We start from the raw sequence: 16,518 nt of genomic DNA, 5'->3' as shown, positions 1-16,518 counted from the left end.
TCAATGCAAGAGCGCGCGAGGCAGCGCCAGGAAGTTCAGGACCAGCCCATCGAAGTCATCGGGCTTTTCCAGGTTGGCCAGGTGCCCCGCACCGCGCAGCTCGATATAGGTGCTGTCCGCAATCGCATCGGCCATCTTCTTCATGACCGCAGGCGGTGCAACCTTGTCTTCGCTACCCGCGATCACCAGTGTCGGAACGCGGATGCGCGCAAGGTCGGCGCGTCGGTCGAACGTGACCAGTGCTTCCAGCGCGCGGCGATAGGTGGATGCCGGTATCTGGCTCATGCAGTGCATGGCGAGCTGCACGCCTTCTGGCAGCGCCTGGCTTCCAATCATCTGCGGCACCAGCATCTGCGCGAGGTCGGCCATGGTCTTGCCGGCGTCCAGCGGCGCAGTGCGACTGGCAATGAAGTCACGTTGCCAGCTGCCATCGGCTTTGCCAAAGGAAGGCGAGGTACCCGACAAAACCAGCTTGTCCACCAGCTCGGGCCGCCGCGCCACCACCTCCTGCGCCACCATGCCGCCCATGCTGTGACCCACCAACGTGACATGGCCGCAGTTGAGGCTTTCGATGAGGGCGATGCAGCTCTGCGCGAGCCCCTTGAAGTTGTAGGGCTCGATGGGCGCGCTGTGTCCGTAGCCGGGCATGTTCCAGGCGACTGCGCGGTACCCGAGCGACGCAAATGTCTCGACCTGCGGCGCGAACGCGAGATGCCCGCCGCCGATGCCATGCAGCATCAGCACCGTGGGCCCGCTGCCCAGCACGGTAAAGGTTGGAACGATCATGTTTCGACCTGCCCCTGGTTCACAACGACGACGCCATCGAGTGCCACCGTGCAGTTGCGCATCGGCAGGTCGAAGTGACCGCGTGTGTAGCGTCCGGCCACCTCATTGGCGCCGGTGCTGTACAGGAAGTTGCCAGAAAAGGCGCGCAGCTCGGTGCCGTTGAAATCGCGCTTGTCGTACAGCGCCATGCTGTCCCATCGCGCGTGTGCATTGAGGCCGTAACCGACGTGGCTCACGGCGTAGGCATCGCGATCGCCCCATGCCGCGATGTAGCTGCGCATCAGGTCGGCATCGACACCACTGCCTTCGATGGCGCGGATGTAGTCATCTTCGATTCTGAGGGTGATGGGTCGCTCGATGTAGCGCTTGAAGGTGAGATTGACATCGCCTTCGGCCAGCACCAGCGTGCCGTTGACGCACCCCGCTGCAGGAAACGCCAGCGCGAGGCCGCCGGGCCAGTGCGTCATGGTGCCGGGCCTCGTGGTGTAGCCCCAGTTGCCGCCGCAGGTCGCGCCCGCCAGCGAGATCGTGAGGTCGCTTCCCGCTGCGGAGGTGACGCGCATGTCGCGCGCGCCGCGCAGGCGCTTGATATGCGCCTTGACCAGCGGCTCCAGCGCATCGCCGGGAACGAGCCGCGCTAATGCTTCGGGATGCTCGTTGCTCACGTAGATCACGCGTGCGCCGCCGGCGAGGATGGCGGGCAGCTCAGGTGCATGCATGAGACCTTCAACCGTGCAGTCGACAACCAGCGTGCTCGCAGCCAGCGCGCCGACAACCGGCGCAATGCCCTGGAGCGCGGTGGATGCACCTGTCGATCGCACGACCGGGCCGGCGGCTTCAAAGGGGGTGGGAAGACAAATTGAAAAGGGTTTGCAGCCCAGGCGGGCGGCGGCCAGCAGGGCAAGCTGAGCGAGCACCGGACGGCTCTGGCTTTCGCTGAGAACGGCGACCGTGTCGCCGGGGACGAGTCCGCAACGCGACAGCACGGCCTGGAAGGAATCGAGCCACAAGGGCTCCAGTGTGTCCTGCAACATGGTTTTTGCTTCCGATTCATAATACATGAAAATTCATGCAACCCCACTCGTGAACCCGCCCCGAAAAGCCCTTCCGCCGAGCTTCTCCTCCAAAGAGTTTCGCACCGCGCTTGGCACCTTTGCCACCGGCGTCACCATCGTGACGACGCGCACGGCCCAGGGCGAAACCGTCGGGCTCACCGCCAACTCATTCAACTCGGTCTCGCTCGACCCACCGCTGGTGCTGTGGAGCTTGTCGCACGCGGCCGCTTCGCTGGCGCACTTTCGCGCCGGCTCGCACTACGCCATCCATGTTCTTGCTGCTGACCAGAAACCACTGGCCGAGCGTTTCGCCCTCAAGGGTGGCGACCGCTGGACCGGCGTGAGCTTCACCGAAGGCATGGGCGGCGCGCCGCTGCTGGAAGGCGCATGCGCCACGTTCGAGTGTTTCAACCGCAGCCGTTACGACGAGGGCGATCACGTCATCTTCGTGGGCGAGGTCGAGCGGTGCAGCCTGCGCCCGGGTGCGTCTCCGCTGCTGTATCACGGCGGACGCTTCTTCACCGAAACGCCCTTCTAGGCCGACCCGCCATGGCCGCCCCGCGCTTTGTCGATGACTATCTCGGCTACCTGCTGGGGCAGGCGAATCACGCGCTCTACAAGGACTTCGATGCGCACGTGCGTGCTGCCGGCCTGAGCTCCATCGAATGGCGCGTGCTCGCCACGCTGCACGATGGCGAGCCGCTCACCATCAGCCAGCTCGCGCAGGAAGCACTGTCCAAGCAGCCCACCGTCACCAAGCTCGTGCAGCGCATGTGCGATCAAGGCTGGCTCGCGTTGCACGCCGACGCGACCGACCACAGGCGCACACTGGTCACCGTGACTGCCGCTGGCAAGCGACTCGTGCGCCCGCTGGTGCGGCAGGCTCGCAGGCACGAGGCCATCATCCTGCAACCGCTGGGCGCCACCGAAAAAACAGCGCTGCGCCGGTTGCTGCAAAAGCTCGGCTCACGCGGCTGACCGCCACCCGCCCCCCACAACATGCGACAACGCAAAGAGCATCTCGATTCCCTGGCCGTTTCCCTCTTGCTGGTGTCATGCATTTTCTGGGGCTACCAACAGATCCTGATCAAGTCCACCGTCGGTGAAGTGCCGCCGCTGTGGCAGGCTTCGATCCGCTTCGTGGGTGCGACCGCGCTGCTCATGCTGTGGTGCTCCATTCGAGGCGTGAAGCTGTTCGAGCGCGACGGCACGCTCAAGGCGGGTCTTCTGGCCGGGCTGCTTTTCGCGGGTGAGTTCACCTGTATCTACCTGGGCCTGCGCGACACCACGGCATCGCGCCTCACCGTGTTTCTCTACACCTCGCCATTCGTGGTGGCGCTGGCCTTGCCGCGCCTGGTGCCGTCCGAGAAGTTGCGGCCCATCCAGTGGGCTGGCCTTGCGATTGCATTCATCGCGGTGGCCATTGCGTTCAGCGAGGGCTTCTCCGGCACCACCACTGCGCGGCAACTTCGCGGTGACGCGCTCGCGCTGGCGGGTGGCGTGCTGTGGGGCATGACCACGCTGGTGATTCGCAGCAGCAAGATGGGGACGGTCAGCGCCGAAAAAACGCTCTTCTACCAGGTGGCAGTAACCGCCGCTGTCGCGCCATTCGTCTCACTCGCGCTCGGTGAAACATGGTCGTTCAATTACTCGACGCAGGCGTGGACCTCGATCGGCCTGCAGACCGCCATCGGTGCATTCGCCAGTTATCTCGCCTGGATGTGGCTGCTGCGGCACTACCCCGCGACGAAGATGTCGTCGTTCACTTTTCTGACGCCGGTGTTCGCGCTCGTGTTCGGCGTGGTGCTGCTGAACGAACCGCTCACCCTTCAGCTGGTGCTGGCGCTTTGCGGCGTGGCAATCGGTATCGTCCTGGTCAACCGCAGGGCCTGATCGGCCTGCTCTTGCGCGACCAGTGCGTCGAACACCCGGCGAAAGTGGACCAGTGGCGCATCGGCCACCACCGCCAGCAGCTTGAAGTCCGGGTCTTCTTCCATTGCCTTTTGCTGCGCTTCGATGATGTGCTTGTCTTCCATGAAGCCTTCGATCAGGCTCGCATGCAGTGAGCGCGAAATCGTCGTGTCGTCACCCTCGAAGTTGTTCAGGTAGATCCAGAAGTGGTGCGAGGTGCTGCGCGTCTCCGGCGTCATGAACTGGCAATTGCGGTACTCGCGCGCGCCTTGCAGGTTGCCCTTCTCCGCGCCACTGCCGGCAGGCGAGAACAGGGTGAACAGAAAGAAGTTGCCAGGGATGTGCATGTGCCCGATGTTGCGGCGATCCACGTTCTGCACACGCTCTGCCGCAGGCAACACCTTCTTGTGAAACGGCGGCGGCGCGGCATTCATGTGCCAGCGCTCGACCCGAAAGCCGCGCTCCAGCCGCTCCATCGTGACCGGCTTGGTCACGTATGCGTACTCTTCCGATCCGCCGAGTGTCTTGGTGTGCACGAACGCAAGGTGCGCGAAGTCCGACAGGTTGTCCACGATGAGCAGCCAGTTCGCGTCGTAGTGCAGATAGCCCGGAATGCCCTTCCACTGCGGATCGCGCAGATACGGAAAGTCCAGGATGTCATCGGGATTGGCCAGCTCGGGCTCGCCCATCCAGATCCACACCAGATGGTCGCGCAGGACCACCGGATAACTGCGCACGCCAAGTTTGGCCGGGATGTTGTCCTGTCCAGGAATCTGCACGCACTTGCCGGTCTGGTCGAACTTCAGGCCGTGGTACATGCAGCGTATGCAATCGCCTTCACGCCGGCCCAGTGACAACGGCGCGCCCCGATGGCAGCAGCGATCTTTCAGCGCAACGACGTCGCCGCTATCGCCCTTGTAGAGCACGACGCGTTCTTCGAGCAGCGTGCGTGCCAGCAATTTTCCATCGATCAACTCGTGGTCCCAGGCGGCCACGTACCAGCAGTTTTTCAGGAACATCGCAACTCCGGTTTGCAAGGCGTGATCGTATGGCAACACAGCACTGTTCACCATCCGTTCAGCATTCGTTCATGCGCCTGCATGCATAGTGGGCTATCACTCATGGGAGCTTTTGAATGAAACACGTGCACCCGGGTAGTACCATCCGCCCCATCTCGTTGTCACGTCCCTGGTTGACGCCCTTGCGAATGAACCTGTTCATCCTGCCAATCCTCGCCGCGCTCGTCGTGCTGGCGACGCCCGCGTGGGCGGACCTCAGCCGTGACGAAGCTGTCGCAGCCGCCGCGCGAGTCAGCAGCGGGCGCGTGCTCTCGGTTGAAAAGGCAGAGGCTGCGCAGCGCCCGGTATGGCGCGTCAAGCTGGTGACGGCCCAGGGCGAGGTGCGCGTCATCCTCATCGACGCCATCACCGGAAAACCGCTCTAGGACGACACCCCGCATGCGCCTGCTCCTCATCGAAGACGACGCCGCGCTGCGGCTGGGGCTGGCGCGCAAGCTCGAAGCCGACGGCTATCGGGTCGATCAGGCCGTCGATGGCGAAGACGGCCTCTTTCAGGCGAGCGAGTATCCATTCGATCTGGCCATCGTTGACCTGGGCCTGCCACGCCTGAGCGGGCTGAAGGTGGTGGAGCAACTGCGCGCGAACGGTCGCACCGTCCCTATCCTGATCCTCACCGCGCGAAGCACCTGGCAGGACAAGGTGGTGGGCCTGGAATCCGGCGCGGACGACTACCTGGTCAAGCCCTTCGAGTACCCCGAGCTGGCTGCGCGCGTGAAGGCGCTGCTTCGCCGCTCGCTGAAGGCCGCGTCCGATGTGCTCACACTGGGACCGCTGGCCATCGACTTCTCGGCGCAGTCGGCGGCGATGAATGGCGTTGCTCTGGAGCTCACCGGTTTCGAGTACCGCGTGCTGGAGTTCCTCGCACGCGAACGCGCGCGCGTGGTGAGCAAGCAGGAACTGTCGGACTATCTCTATCCGCACGACGAAGACCGTGACAGCAACGTGCTGGAAGTCCTGGTAGGCCGCCTGCGTCGCAAGCTGGACCCGGACGGCACGCTCGCTCCCATCGAAACACTGCGCGGGCGAGGCTATCGCCTGACGCTCGGATGACGCCGCGCGGCTCCATTCGCACCCGGCTCATCGTCGGTGCCGCCGTGGTGTTGCTGGCCTTCATCGCGGGCGCTGGCGTCGCTGTACAGCGCGCACATGCGGACAGCGTGCAGGCAGCCCATCTGGCGCGCCTGCAGGGCACCGTCTACCTGCTGCTCGCAGGCACCGAGATCGATGCGGCCGGCAAGCTGTCCATGCCCGAATCGTTTGCCGAGCCCAGGCTCTCCCTGCCCGGATCGGGCCTCTACGCCAGCATCTTCAACATCAACCGGAGTGAGCAGTGGCGCTCGCCCTCCGCTGTGGGCATGAGCCCGGCGTTCAAGCGCGATGTGGCCGTGGGCAAGTGGGAATACGACACCGTCACGGACTCGGGCGCGAGCTACCTCGCAGTCGCCTACGGCGTGCGATGGGCAGGCCCGGGCGTGCAGGCGCCGCTCGTGGTTTCGGTTCTTGAAAACAAGGCCGGGTTCAACCGCGAGATCCGGGTCTTCGAACGCACGATGTGGAGCTGGCTGGGCGCGGCAGCCGCCTTGCTGCTGCTGTCGCAAACCATCCTCTTGCAATGGGGCCTGTCACCGCTGCGCCGCGTGGCACAGGAACTGAGCCGCATTGAAGCCGGCGAACAGGGGCAGGTCGAAGGCAGCTACCCGGCGGAGATCGCGCAACTCACCGGCAACCTCAACACGCTGATCGCCCAGGAGCGCGTGCGGCAGACCCGCTACAAGGAAGCGCTGAGCTATCTCGCGCACAGCCTGAAGACGCCGCTGGCCGTGCTGAAGAACGCCCTGTCGGAGCCGGCGCAGCTGGCGGACACCGTCACCCATCAGGTCGCGCGAATGGATGCGATCGTGCAGCACCAGCTCGGCCGCGCAGCCGCGAGCGGCGCTGCTCGGTTTGCGCCGCTGCTGCCGATCGCGCCGGTGCTGGGCCGCATTCGCGATTCGCTCGCCAAGGTGTATGCCGACAAGCAACTCGCCGTCACGATCGACTGCCCGGATGACCTGGCCTGGCGCATCGACGAAGGCGACGCATTCGAGATGTTCGGCAACGTGATGGACAACGCATCCAAGTGGGCGCGACATCGCGTGACGGTGCGTGCATGGCGCGAAGAAAAACAGCTGCACGTTCGCGTGGAAGACGACGGTCCCGGCTTCACCGATACCCAGGCCATACTGCAGATCCATGTGCGCATGGACGAGCAGGTGCCGGGGCATGGCGTGGGTCTCGCCGTGGTCAACGACCTGGTGGCGAGCCACCACGGCACGCTCGCGCTTTCGCGCTCATCACTGGGTGGCGGACAGGTCGATTTCGCACTGCCTGCCGCCTGATTCGCGGCTGGCGAAGAATCTGCAATCGGTTCAGGTTGCGTTCATGCACCCAGCAGCATCATGAAGCCATCCCAACCAAGGAGCTCTCATGAACCGCTTCATCTCTCCCCGAATCTCTCCCCGCTTTGCAGCCACTGCCGCCCTGGCGCTGGGCATCCTCGGCGCAGCCACCGCCGCGCAGGCACGCAGCGACGTGGTGTTCAGCATTGGCATCCAGCCCGCACCGGTTTACTACGAACCGGCTCCGGTCTACTACAACAACGCACCCGCCTACGTGCAGCCGCGCCCGGTGTACAGCCAGCCGCAGCCTGTCTATGCGCAGCCGGTCTATGCGCAGCCGGTCTATGCCCAGCCTGCGTACGTCCAGCCTGCATATGGCAATGACTGGCGCTCGCAGCGCTGGGAACGCGAACATCGCCATGCACGCGACACCGGTCCGTGGGGTGACATCGACCGCGACGGCATCCGCAACCAGGATGACCGCGATCGTGACGGCGACGGCATTCGCAACCGCAATGACCGCTTCCCCGACAACCCGTATCGCCGCTAAATGAGCAGCATCCGCCCGCGTCCTACACGCGGGTGGGTCCCGCGCTGACCCTTTGTACATGAGCTTCGCGCGTTACAGAGGTATCGTTGAATCTCTCCAAAAGGCTTCGTCATGATGACCACACAAACTCGCAATCTTCGCAACCATATCGCCGCAGCATTCCTGCTGATGCCCGTCGCCGCAACGCTGATGGCCCTGCCCGCTACCGCGCAAGCGCAGCGCGTCGCGCCCCAACTCGACTCGTTCGATGTCGCTGCCGATAACGGCCTCGCCCCTGGGTCGGAGCTGAGCTTCAAGGTAGAAGGCGCCCCACGTGCACAGGTCACGCTGCGCATCCGCGGCGTGCAGCGCCTGATCGTGCTCAAGGAAACCGATCGCGGCATCTACACCGGCACCTACACCATCCGCCGCACCGACCGCATCAACGAAGAGAGCGCGATTCGCGCATCGCTGCGCGCGCGCAACGTGACGACCAGCACCGTCTTCAACTTTCCGGCCAACATCGACCGCCCGGTCGTGACGCGTCCCCTGCCCCCGGTGGTTCAACCGGCACCGCTGCGCATCGAGCGATTTGTCGTCACCCCGATCAATCGGCTGGAGCCCGGCGCCGAGCTGGCCTTCTCCCTGACCGGCATGCCGGGTGCCCGCGCCGAATTCGACATTCCGGGCGTCGTGCAAAACGTCGCGATGCGCGAAGTGCGTCCCGGCGTTTATGAAGGCAGCTACACGATCCGCCGCATGGACAACTTCGCGCCTTCGCGCCCAGTCGTCGCAACCCTGCGCATCGGCGACCGTGTCGTGACGCAAGCGTTGACCCAGCCGCTGATCGCCGATGCGCGCCCGCCTGTGATTCGTCACACCGCGCCGCGTGACGGCGAAGCCATCATCGGCCGGGGCGCATCCATCACGGGCACCTTCGACGATGCCGGTGGCGTGGGCGTGGACCCGCGAAGCGTTCGCATCGTTGTCTCGGGCCGCAACGTGACGGCGCAAAGCGAGATCACGCCGCAGCACTTCACCTACCGCGCCGACCTGCCGCCAGGCCGCCACAGCGTTGAAGTGACGGCCAGCGATCTCGGTGGCAACACCGTGCGCCGCGCCTGGGACTTCGAGGTGGTGACCGTCGTGGCGCCAGCACCCACGGTGCTGCCGCTGCAGGTGACCAGCCATGCCAACAACGCGCAGATTCCTCCGGGCGCGACGCTGGTGCAAGGCCGCACGCTGCCGGGCGCGACAGTCGATGTGCGGGTGTTGGCCAGCGCTTCGGTGGTGGGCCTGGGCATCAACCAGGAAGTGCTGTCGCAGCGCATTCAGGCTGACGGCAACGGCAACTTCTCGTTCAGCTTCTCGCCGAAGTTCCCGCTGCCCGGCACGCGTTACGACGTCGAGATGACATCCACACGCGGCAACCTGAAGTCCGAGTCCACACTGGTCCTGTTCCAGCGTCAGGGCTGACGCAGGCGGCGCGAGGCCAGCTCCACATACCAGTCCAGGCATGCGGGGTTGGCCATCGCTTCCTTGTTGACCACTTTCTCCAGGGGCTGACCGAGCAAGAGTTTCTTGATCGGCAGCTCCTGTTTCTTGCCGGACATCGTTCGCGGAATTTCAGCCACGCTGAAAATTTCGTCGGGCATGAATCGCGGTGAAAGCGCAGTGCGAATGGCGTTGTTGATGCGTCCGCGCATCGCGTCATCGAGCGCAATGCCCGGGCGCAGCACCACGAACAGCGGCATGTAGCTTTCGCGCCCCAGATATTCCAGATCGACCACCATCGAGTCGAGCACTTCGGGCAACGCTTCCACCGCGCTGTACAGCTCGCTGGTTCCCATGCGCAGTCCGTGACGGTTGATAGTCGCATCGCTGCGGCCGTAGATCACGCAGCCACCAGTCGGCGCGACCTTGAGCCAGTCACCGTGGCGCCAGATGCCGGGCCAGGTATCGAAGTACGACGAGAGATAGCGCTTGTTGCCTTCGTCGCCCCAGAAGTAGAGCGGCATCGACGGAATCGGCTTTGTGCAGACCAGCTCGCCCACTTCGCCGATAACCGGCTCACCCTGTTCGTTCCACGCTTCAACCGCACACCCGAGCAACCGGCACTGCATCACGCCCGGCTCCATCGGCAGTTCGCGGTTTCCCCCGATGAAGGCACCCGCAAAGTCGGTTCCGCCAGAGATGTTGCACCACCAGATATCGGGCGTGCCTGCCCTTTCAAACTGGCTCGTGCCCCAGGCCTGCACGTCGGCGCTGAGCGGCGAGCCTGTCGTGCCGAGCGAGCGAATCGCCGTGAGGTCGCCGATGGCAGATAGCTCCAGCCCCGCCTTCATGCAACTGGAAAAAAACGCCGCCCCCGCGCCGAAGAACGTCACGCCGGTTTCGGCAGCGAACCGCCACAGCACGGTCCAGTCGGGATTGTCTTTGGTGCCTGCGGGGTTGCCGTCGTAGATGCACGCCGTCGTTCCGTTCAAGAGGCTTCCGGCCTGCAGGTTCCACATCACCCAGCCGGTCGAGCTGTACCAGTGGAACCGCTCGCCGAAACTGTTGGCGTGATAGCTGCATCCGACATCGTTGTGCAGGATGTTCAGCGCCATGCCGACGATGACGGTGCCGCCGTGTCCGTGAACGATGGGTTTGGGCAGGCCGGTGGTGCCGCTTGAATAAACGATCCACAGGGGATGGTCGAATGGCAACCAGACGGGCTCGAAGGCCGCAGTGTCTTGCGGCTGCGCTTGCAGCGCACGGGTGAAGTCCGTCCATGGCGCCAGCTGTGTCAACGGCTCATCCGGCGCACCCAGGTTGCGAAGCACGATCAGGTGTTCGACCGAAGGCAGCGCCGCCCGCATCTCGCCAATCACCTCCACGCGATCGAACTCGCGGTGTCCATAGGTCACGCCATCGGTCGCGATCAGCACCTTGGGCGCGATCTGTTTGAAGCGGTCGAGCACCGCATGGGTGCCCATGTCAGGCGCGCACAGGCTCCACACGCCGCCGATGCTGACCACGGCCAGGAAAGCGATGATGGTTTCCGGGATGTTGGGCATGTAGGCCGCCACCCGGTCGCCGGGCACGACGCCTTGCGCCTGCAGGTGCAGCGCCAACGCAGCGACCTGGTGGCGCAACTCGCGCCAGCCGATCTCGCGGTGATCGCCTTTTTCATTGCGGCTCACGATGGCTGGCAGTTGCGCTTCGCTGGCCGCATCGACATGGCGAAACACCTGCCTTGCATAGTTGAACTGCGCGCCCTCGAACCATTGCGCGCCGGGCATCTTCGGGTTGGCCAATACCGCGCGGTGCGGCGTGGGCGACTGCAGTTCGAAGTAGTCCCAGATGCTTTGCCAGAAGGCGTCAAGGTCGGTGGTGGACCAGCGCCACAGCGCGTCGTAGTCGGGAAAGGACAAACCTCGCTTGTCCTGCAGCCACTGCTGGTAGAGGCGGATCTGGGGAATGAACGCGGCGGTCATTGGCGCAGCGTAGCAGCGCAAGCGCGAGGTGACCTTCGCGACTTACCCTGACGGATGTGATCGCGAGCACGACGGTTGTCATTGCCACTCTGCCTGTCATTGCGGGCTTGACCCGCAATCCATCTGTGATCAAGCGCCGCTTGCGCTTCGCGGTGGATGCCGGATCGAGTCCGGCATGACTTTCAAAGCCTTGTGCAGTCCCGCCATTGCCCCTAGCATCGCTTCACCAAAAAAGCGAAGGAGCGGGGATATGGGCATGTTCGACTGGACCGAGAAGTCTTCCGAGGTGTTGAACCAGGGCGGGGTCATCGCTCCCGATGAACGCCTGCCCTGGCCGCAGACGGCGGTGATGGGCGTGCAGCATGTGATCGCGATGTTCGGTGCTACCGTGCTGGCGCCCATTCTCATGGGGTTCGATCCCAACATCGCCATTCTCATGAGCGGCATCGGCACGCTCATCTTCTTTTTCATCACCGGCGGCAAGGTGCCCAGCTACCTGGGTTCCAGCTTTGCTTTCATCGGCGTGGTCATCGCAGCCAGCGCCTATGCGGGCAAGGGCCCGAACGCGAATCTGGGCGTCGCACTCGGCGGCATCATCGCGTGCGGTGCCGTCTACACCATCATCGGTGCGATCGTGCAGGCTGTCGGCACGAACTGGGTCGAGCGACTGATGCCTCCGGTTGTCACTGGCGCAGTCGTCGCGGTGATCGGCCTGAACCTCGCCGGCATACCGGTCAAGAACATGGCAGCCAGCAATTTCGATTCATGGATGCAGGCCGTGACCTTCGTGTCGGTGGCCGTGGTCGCGGTGTTCACGCGCGGCATGGTGCAGCGCCTTTTGATCCTGGTCGGACTGATCGTTGCATCGGTGATCTATGCGGTGCTGACCAATGGATTGGGTTGGGGCAAGCCGATGGATTTCTCGGGCATTGCCAATGCGGCCTGGTTCGGCGCACCCGCATTTGCAGCGCCTGTTTTCAGTGCCAACGCCATGCTGCTCATCGCACCGGTGGCCATCATCCTGGTGGCAGAGAACCTGGGCCACATCAAGGCCGTCACGGCGATGACCGGTCGCAACCTCGACCCCTACATCGGCCGCGCCTTCATCGGTGATGGTGTTGCAACGATGGTCAGCGGCGCGGGCGGCGGCACCGGCGTCACGACGTACGCGGAGAACATCGGCGTGATGGCGGCGACCAAGATCTATTCGACTGCGGTGTTCGTCGTGGCTGCAGTGATCGCGATCGTGCTGGGCTTCTCGCCCAAGTTCGGCGCGGTGATCCAGGCGATTCCGCTGCCGGTGATGGGGGGCGTATCCATCGTGGTGTTCGGGCTCATCGCAGTGGCTGGCGCAAAGATCTGGGTCGACAACCGCGTGGATTTTTCGCAGAACAAGAACCTGATCGTCGCGGCCATCACGCTCGTGATCGGCACCGCCGACTTCACGCTCAAGTTCGGCTCGGGCCCGTCTGCCTTTGCGCTCGGCGGCATCGGGACCGCAACGTTCGGCGCCATCTTGCTGCATGCGCTGCTGAGCCGTGGAGGTGTCAGTGAACGCGGCGAAACCATCGCTCCTAAAATCGACCGATGACCTCCACGACCCCTTCAACATCCTCTCGCATCTGGAAGAAGCCGATCTCCATCGAGCTACTCGCAAAGTCGCACATCGGCACGGCACCCGAACACCTGGGCATGGAGTTCCTGGAAGTCGGTGATGATTTCATCCGTGGCCGCATGCCGGTGGACTCGCGCACGAAGCAGCCCTACGGCCTGATGCACGGCGGGGTGTCGGTGGTGCTGGCCGAGACGCTGGGTTCGTGCGGCGGCATGTATTCCAGCGATGTGGGCTATCGCGTCGTGGGCCTGGACATCAACGCCAATCACCTGCGCGGCGCGAAGTCGGGTTGGGTCACCGGCATCACGCGACCGGTGCACATCGGGCGCAGCACGCAGGTCTGGCACATCGACCTGCATGACGATGAAGGCCGGCCGACGTGCGTGTCACGGCTGACGCTGGCGGTGTTGAAACTGTAGCCAGACTGTCACTCCTGCGATTGCGAACGCGCGAGCCGCTCGCTTTTCCAGTAGACGTCGTCGCCGCCATTGATACGGTTGCACACGCGTGCCAGCACAAACATCAGATCGCTCAGGCGATTGAGGTATTGGCGCGGCGCATCGCGCAGCGATTCTTCTGTGCCCAAGGTCACCACGGCTCTCTCCGCACGCCTGGCAACCGTGCGGCACACGTGAGCCTGCGATGCAGCGCGGTTGCCTGCGGGCAATATGAATTCCTGCAGCTTGGGTAGCTGCGCGTTGTAGTGCGCGAGCGCGTCGTCGAGCGCCTCGACGGCCTCGGCCTTCAGCAACTCGAACCCGGGTATCGACAACTCGCCGCCCAGATTGAAGAGCTGGTGCTGGATCTCCACCAGCACATCGCTCACGCCTTCAGGCAGTTCTTCGCACAGCAGCACACCGATGTGCGAATTGAGCTCGTCCACTTCGCCCATCGCATGGACGCGAAGGCTGCCCTTGGATACGCGCGTGTTGTCACCCAACCCTGTCGTGCCGTCATCGCCCGTGCGAGTGGCGATCTGTGTCAGTCGCTTGCCCATGCCAAACCTCTGCTGTGTGCTTCGCCTCATTGTGCTTGAACGGATTGCCCCAAACCCCATCCGCCTTCCCAGCGCTAAGCCAAAGGTTTGCGGCGCTCGCCCCAAGTGACGGCCCTGGGCGCAGGCCTTAAACTGGCCCGGCTCCCGGAGACAAGCATGAACGCCCCCACCGATTTCGCGCACCTGGTTCCTGAGATCAACCAGCGTGACGTACCGCAAGCCCTCATAGACGCGCTCAAGGCGCGCTTTGGCGCCAACTGTTCCACCGCCATGGCGGTGCGCGAGCAGCACGGCCGCGATGAGTCGTCATTCGCGGCGCCGCCCCCCTCCGCCGTCGTCTTCGCCGAGAGCACGCAGGATGTGTCCGATGCGATCAAGCTCGCGGGTGACTACGAAGTCCCCGTCATCGCATTCGGTGTCGGCTCTTCGCTCGAAGGTCACCTGCTCGCGGTGCAAGGCGGCATCAGCATCGACGTGTCGCGCATGAACAAGGTGCTCTCGATCAACGCTGAAGACCTGACCGTCACGGTGCAGCCCGGCGTGACGCGCAAGCAGGTCAACGAGGCCGTCAAGAGCACCGGCCTGTTCTTTCCCATCGACCCCGGCGCCGACGCCTCCATCGGCGGCATGAGCGCCACGCGCGCCAGCGGCACCAATGCGGTTCGTTACGGCACGATGCGCGAAAACGTGCTGGCCCTCGAAGTCGTCACCGCCAGCGGCGAAATCATCCGCACCGGTACGCGCGCCCGGAAGTCCAGCGCAGGCTACGACCTCACCCGCCTGTTTGTCGGCAGCGAAGGCACCCTCGGTGTCATCACCGAAGTCACGATCAAGCTCTATCCCCTGCCCGAGGCCATCTCGGCGGCGATCTGCTCTTTCCCGAGCATCGAGGCCGCTGTGCGCACCACCATCCAGGTCATCCAGCTGGGCGTGCCGATCGCGCGGGTGGAGCTGATCGACGACAACACCGTGCGCATGGTCAATGCGCACAGCAAGCTCGGGCTGCGTGAAGAGCCCATGCTGCTGATGGAGTTTCACGGCTCGCCCGCCAGCGTGAAAGAGCAGGCCGAGACCGTGCAGGAGATCGCCACCGAGTTCGGCGGCAACGCATTCGAATGGGCCAGCACACCCGAAGAACGCACGCGCCTGTGGGCGGCCCGGCACAACGCGTACTTTGCGGCGATCCAGTCGCGCCCCGGCTGCCGAGCGATTTCGACCGACACCTGCGTGCCGATCTCGCGCCTGGCCGATTGCCTGCTCGACTCGGTGAAAGAAGCCGACGAAAGCGGCATCCCTTACTTCCTGGTGGGCCATGTCGGCGACGGCAACTTCCATTTTGGCTACCTGCTGAACCCCGATGACCCGAAAGAGCGCGAGGTCGCCGAGAAGCTCAACCATCAGCTGGTGGCGCGTGCCTTGAGCCTGGAAGGAACTTGTACGGGTGAACATGGCGTGGGCCTGCACAAGATGGGCTTTCTGGTGGCCGAAACAGGTGCCGGTGCGGTGGACGTGATGCGCACGATCAAACGCGCGCTGGACCCCAAAAACATCATGAATCCCGGGAAAATCTTCTCAATCTAGCCCCCGTGATCGAGGGGTATCCGTAGAGTGTGACCACCAGTAACCTCTGGTCACATTTCCAACCTAGCGGAGTACCCTGATGTCAGCAGTTACCAAACGACCTGTCCTGCTTTTGTGTGCGGCGCTTGCCGCTGTCGGCCTGATTGCGGCCTGCAGCGATGGCGGCGGTACTTCAACCCCGGCAACCCCTGCGCCCGTAGCCACCACCGCGGTCTCCGGTTCCGTGATCAAGGGCCCTGTCAACGGCGCCAATGTTTGCGCCTTCAAGGCCGTGGCCGCCGGCAAGGGCGACCAGCTCGCCTGCACGACGACCAACTCGACCGGCGGCTACACGCTCAACCTCGAATACATGGGCGACGTGGTGATCGAAGCCAGCGGCGGCACGTACATCGACGAAGCCACCAACGTTTCCACCCCGCTGTCCACCCCGCTGCAGGTCGTGATTGCCAGCAACGGCAGCGCCACCACCGGCATGGTGACGCCGCTCACCTCGGTCGCGTACAGCATCTCCAAGGGCTTGACGGGCGGCGTGAGCAGCGCCAACTTCGGCACGGCTTCATCGACGGTCGCGACGCAGTTCCAGCTTGGAACCGGCGTGAACGTTGCCACGCTCGCGCCGACGTTCGGCGCGGCTGCCAATGCCTACGGCAAGGCGCTGCAGGCATTTTCGAAGTACGTGGCCAACGGCGGCTCGTTCGCAGCCTTCGTGACCTGGGCCAACCCGTCCTCGTTCGCCGCCGCTTACTCGAGCGCCTACGTCACCATCAACGGTAACGGCATCACCTTCACCTTCACAGGTACGGGCATTCCTGGCAGCAGCACCGGCGGCACCGAGTCGTGTGGCATCACCGTGTCGGCCAGCGGCACCGTCACCACCAACGGCCTGACCATCCCGGTCAACCTGCCACCCACGAAGATCTGCATCACCGGCGTTCCTGCCGGCACCTGCAGCGCCGGCAATGCCAACCTGAACTCGCTCGCAGCCGCGGGATCGACACCGGGCGCAGGTTACTCGCTGAACTACACCTATGCCTACGCGGCCGGTGACTGCTCGGGTGCGCTGGTGACGGTGAACTACCAGTAAGTTCGCGGCGACAACATCGGTTGG

Annotated in this window: 17 protein-coding genes; 12 read left to right on the top strand and 5 right to left on the bottom strand. The window is 64.1% G+C overall.

The annotated features are described in order from the left end of the window. Positions 1 to 786, bottom strand: a complete 786-nt coding sequence (locus AQ12_RS01145; protein WP_048438002.1) for an alpha/beta fold hydrolase — start codon at positions 784 to 786, stop codon at positions 1 to 3. Beyond that, entirely contained in the window at positions 783 to 1,820 is a 1,038-nt protein-coding gene (locus AQ12_RS01140; protein ID WP_048438124.1) for a peptidase M29, read from the bottom strand. Before AQ12_RS01140 ends, AQ12_RS01145 begins: the two co-directional genes overlap by 4 nt. Positions 1,821 to 1,845: 25 nt before the next feature. Here AQ12_RS01140 and AQ12_RS01135 point away from each other — a divergent pair, with 25 nt between their 5' ends. The 3 genes from AQ12_RS01135 to AQ12_RS01125 are packed head-to-tail and all read left to right on the top strand — an operon-like array spanning position 1,846 to position 3,734. Further along, positions 1,846 to 2,379: a flavin reductase family protein gene (locus tag AQ12_RS01135; protein WP_048438001.1), complete on the top strand. Its 534-nt coding sequence runs from the start codon at positions 1,846 to 1,848 to the stop codon at positions 2,377 to 2,379. An 11-nt stretch (positions 2,380 to 2,390) separates the two neighbouring features. Beyond that, positions 2,391 to 2,819, top strand: a complete 429-nt coding sequence (locus AQ12_RS01130; RefSeq protein ID WP_048438000.1) for a MarR family winged helix-turn-helix transcriptional regulator — start codon at positions 2,391 to 2,393, stop codon at positions 2,817 to 2,819. Positions 2,820 to 2,840: 21 nt separating this feature from the next. Further along, positions 2,841 to 3,734: a DMT family transporter gene (locus AQ12_RS01125; RefSeq protein ID WP_048437999.1), complete on the top strand. Its 894-nt coding sequence runs from the start codon at positions 2,841 to 2,843 to the stop codon at positions 3,732 to 3,734. On the opposite strand, the gene AQ12_RS01120 is transcribed toward AQ12_RS01125, so the two are convergent. Further along, complete coding sequence (locus tag AQ12_RS01120; RefSeq protein WP_048438123.1) at positions 3,671 to 4,771, bottom strand: aromatic ring-hydroxylating dioxygenase subunit alpha; 1,101 nt, start codon at positions 4,769 to 4,771, stop codon at positions 3,671 to 3,673. The genes AQ12_RS01125 and AQ12_RS01120 overlap by 64 nt on opposite strands. 116 nt (positions 4,772 to 4,887) lie before the next feature. Between AQ12_RS01120 and AQ12_RS01115 the strand changes: the two genes are divergently transcribed. From AQ12_RS01115 to AQ12_RS01095, 5 genes are all read left to right on the top strand, one after another. Then, positions 4,888 to 5,196 carry a PepSY domain-containing protein gene (locus AQ12_RS01115; RefSeq protein WP_238587616.1) on the top strand — a complete coding sequence of 103 codons (309 nt, stop codon included), beginning with the start codon at positions 4,888 to 4,890 and terminating at the stop codon, positions 5,194 to 5,196. 13 nt (positions 5,197 to 5,209) lie between these two features. Next, on the top strand, positions 5,210 to 5,881 hold the full coding sequence (locus tag AQ12_RS01110) for a response regulator transcription factor (RefSeq protein ID WP_048437997.1): 672 nt from the start codon (positions 5,210 to 5,212) through the stop codon (positions 5,879 to 5,881). Continuing rightward, positions 5,878 to 7,209, top strand: a complete 1,332-nt coding sequence (locus tag AQ12_RS01105) for an ATP-binding protein (protein WP_048437996.1) — start codon at positions 5,878 to 5,880, stop codon at positions 7,207 to 7,209. The genes AQ12_RS01110 and AQ12_RS01105 overlap by 4 nt, the downstream gene beginning before the upstream one ends. 88 nt (positions 7,210 to 7,297) lie before the next feature. After that, on the top strand, positions 7,298 to 7,759 hold the full coding sequence (locus AQ12_RS01100) for a hypothetical protein (protein ID WP_048437995.1): 462 nt from the start codon (positions 7,298 to 7,300) through the stop codon (positions 7,757 to 7,759). 111 nt (positions 7,760 to 7,870) lie between these two features. After that, on the top strand, positions 7,871 to 9,214 hold the full coding sequence (locus AQ12_RS01095; RefSeq protein WP_238587615.1) for a hypothetical protein: 1,344 nt from the start codon (positions 7,871 to 7,873) through the stop codon (positions 9,212 to 9,214). Here AQ12_RS01095 and AQ12_RS01090 read toward each other — a convergent pair. Beyond that, the gene (locus AQ12_RS01090; protein WP_048437994.1) at positions 9,205 to 11,217 is read right to left on the bottom strand and encodes an acetoacetate--CoA ligase; all 2,013 of its coding nucleotides are present in this window, start codon (positions 11,215 to 11,217) and stop codon (positions 9,205 to 9,207) included. The two genes, AQ12_RS01095 and AQ12_RS01090, sit on opposite strands and share 10 nt — an antisense overlap. 250 nt (positions 11,218 to 11,467) lie before the next feature. On the opposite strand from AQ12_RS01090, the gene AQ12_RS01085 reads away from it, so the two are divergent. Together AQ12_RS01085 and AQ12_RS01080 are read left to right on the top strand one after the other, a co-directional pair. After that, positions 11,468 to 12,808, top strand: coding sequence for a solute carrier family 23 protein (locus AQ12_RS01085; RefSeq protein WP_048437993.1), 1,341 nt, complete (start codon positions 11,468 to 11,470; stop codon positions 12,806 to 12,808). After that, entirely contained in the window at positions 12,805 to 13,251 is a 447-nt protein-coding gene (locus tag AQ12_RS01080; protein ID WP_048437992.1) for a hotdog fold thioesterase, read from the top strand. The genes AQ12_RS01085 and AQ12_RS01080 overlap by 4 nt, the downstream gene beginning before the upstream one ends. 8 nt (positions 13,252 to 13,259) lie before the next feature. On the opposite strand, the gene AQ12_RS01075 is transcribed toward AQ12_RS01080, so the two are convergent. After that, positions 13,260 to 13,829, bottom strand: a complete 570-nt coding sequence (locus AQ12_RS01075) for a cob(I)yrinic acid a,c-diamide adenosyltransferase (RefSeq protein WP_048437991.1) — start codon at positions 13,827 to 13,829, stop codon at positions 13,260 to 13,262. A gap of 156 nt (positions 13,830 to 13,985) precedes the next feature. Here AQ12_RS01075 and AQ12_RS01070 point away from each other — a divergent pair, with 156 nt between their 5' ends. Both AQ12_RS01070 and AQ12_RS01065 read left to right on the top strand, forming a co-directional pair. After that, the gene (locus AQ12_RS01070) at positions 13,986 to 15,410 is read left to right on the top strand and encodes an FAD-binding oxidoreductase (RefSeq protein ID WP_048437990.1); all 1,425 of its coding nucleotides are present in this window, start codon (positions 13,986 to 13,988) and stop codon (positions 15,408 to 15,410) included. Between the two features lie 79 nt (positions 15,411 to 15,489). Continuing rightward, positions 15,490 to 16,494, top strand: coding sequence for a hypothetical protein (locus AQ12_RS01065; RefSeq protein WP_048437989.1), 1,005 nt, complete (start codon positions 15,490 to 15,492; stop codon positions 16,492 to 16,494). Positions 16,495 to 16,518: the final 24 nt, after the last annotated feature.

Source organism: Caenimonas sp. SL110 (assembly GCF_001044395.1).
In the GTDB taxonomy this organism is placed as follows: domain Bacteria; phylum Pseudomonadota; class Gammaproteobacteria; order Burkholderiales; family Burkholderiaceae_C; genus Ramlibacter.
This window is presented reverse-complemented; position numbering and strand designations above follow the sequence as displayed.

Bases quoted from the DNA above. Each gene is read 5' to 3' on its own strand.
- AQ12_RS01080 (WP_048437992.1), top strand. From the start codon at position 12,805: ATGACCTCCACGACCCCTTCAACATCCTCTCGCATCTGGAAGAAGCCG.
- AQ12_RS01090 (WP_048437994.1), bottom strand. From the start codon at position 11,217: ATGACCGCCGCGTTCATTCCCCAGATCCGCCTCTACCAGCAGTGGCTG.
- AQ12_RS01070 (WP_048437990.1), top strand. From the start codon at position 13,986: ATGAACGCCCCCACCGATTTCGCGCACCTGGTTCCTGAGATCAACCAG.
- AQ12_RS01095 (WP_238587615.1), top strand. From the start codon at position 7,871: ATGATGACCACACAAACTCGCAATCTTCGCAACCATATCGCCGCAGCA.
- AQ12_RS01065 (WP_048437989.1), top strand. From the start codon at position 15,490: ATGTCAGCAGTTACCAAACGACCTGTCCTGCTTTTGTGTGCGGCGCTT.
- AQ12_RS01125 (WP_048437999.1), top strand. From the start codon at position 2,841: ATGCGACAACGCAAAGAGCATCTCGATTCCCTGGCCGTTTCCCTCTTG.
- AQ12_RS01135 (WP_048438001.1), top strand. From the start codon at position 1,846: ATGAAAATTCATGCAACCCCACTCGTGAACCCGCCCCGAAAAGCCCTT.
- AQ12_RS01115 (WP_238587616.1), top strand. From the start codon at position 4,888: ATGAAACACGTGCACCCGGGTAGTACCATCCGCCCCATCTCGTTGTCA.
- AQ12_RS01100 (WP_048437995.1), top strand. From the start codon at position 7,298: ATGAACCGCTTCATCTCTCCCCGAATCTCTCCCCGCTTTGCAGCCACT.
- AQ12_RS01140 (WP_048438124.1), bottom strand. From the start codon at position 1,820: ATGTTGCAGGACACACTGGAGCCCTTGTGGCTCGATTCCTTCCAGGCC.
- AQ12_RS01105 (WP_048437996.1), top strand. From the start codon at position 5,878: ATGACGCCGCGCGGCTCCATTCGCACCCGGCTCATCGTCGGTGCCGCC.
- AQ12_RS01130 (WP_048438000.1), top strand. From the start codon at position 2,391: ATGGCCGCCCCGCGCTTTGTCGATGACTATCTCGGCTACCTGCTGGGG.
- AQ12_RS01145 (WP_048438002.1), bottom strand. From the start codon at position 786: ATGATCGTTCCAACCTTTACCGTGCTGGGCAGCGGGCCCACGGTGCTG.
- AQ12_RS01110 (WP_048437997.1), top strand. From the start codon at position 5,210: ATGCGCCTGCTCCTCATCGAAGACGACGCCGCGCTGCGGCTGGGGCTG.
- AQ12_RS01075 (WP_048437991.1), bottom strand. From the start codon at position 13,829: ATGGGCAAGCGACTGACACAGATCGCCACTCGCACGGGCGATGACGGC.
- AQ12_RS01085 (WP_048437993.1), top strand. From the start codon at position 11,468: ATGGGCATGTTCGACTGGACCGAGAAGTCTTCCGAGGTGTTGAACCAG.
- AQ12_RS01120 (WP_048438123.1), bottom strand. From the start codon at position 4,771: ATGTTCCTGAAAAACTGCTGGTACGTGGCCGCCTGGGACCACGAGTTG.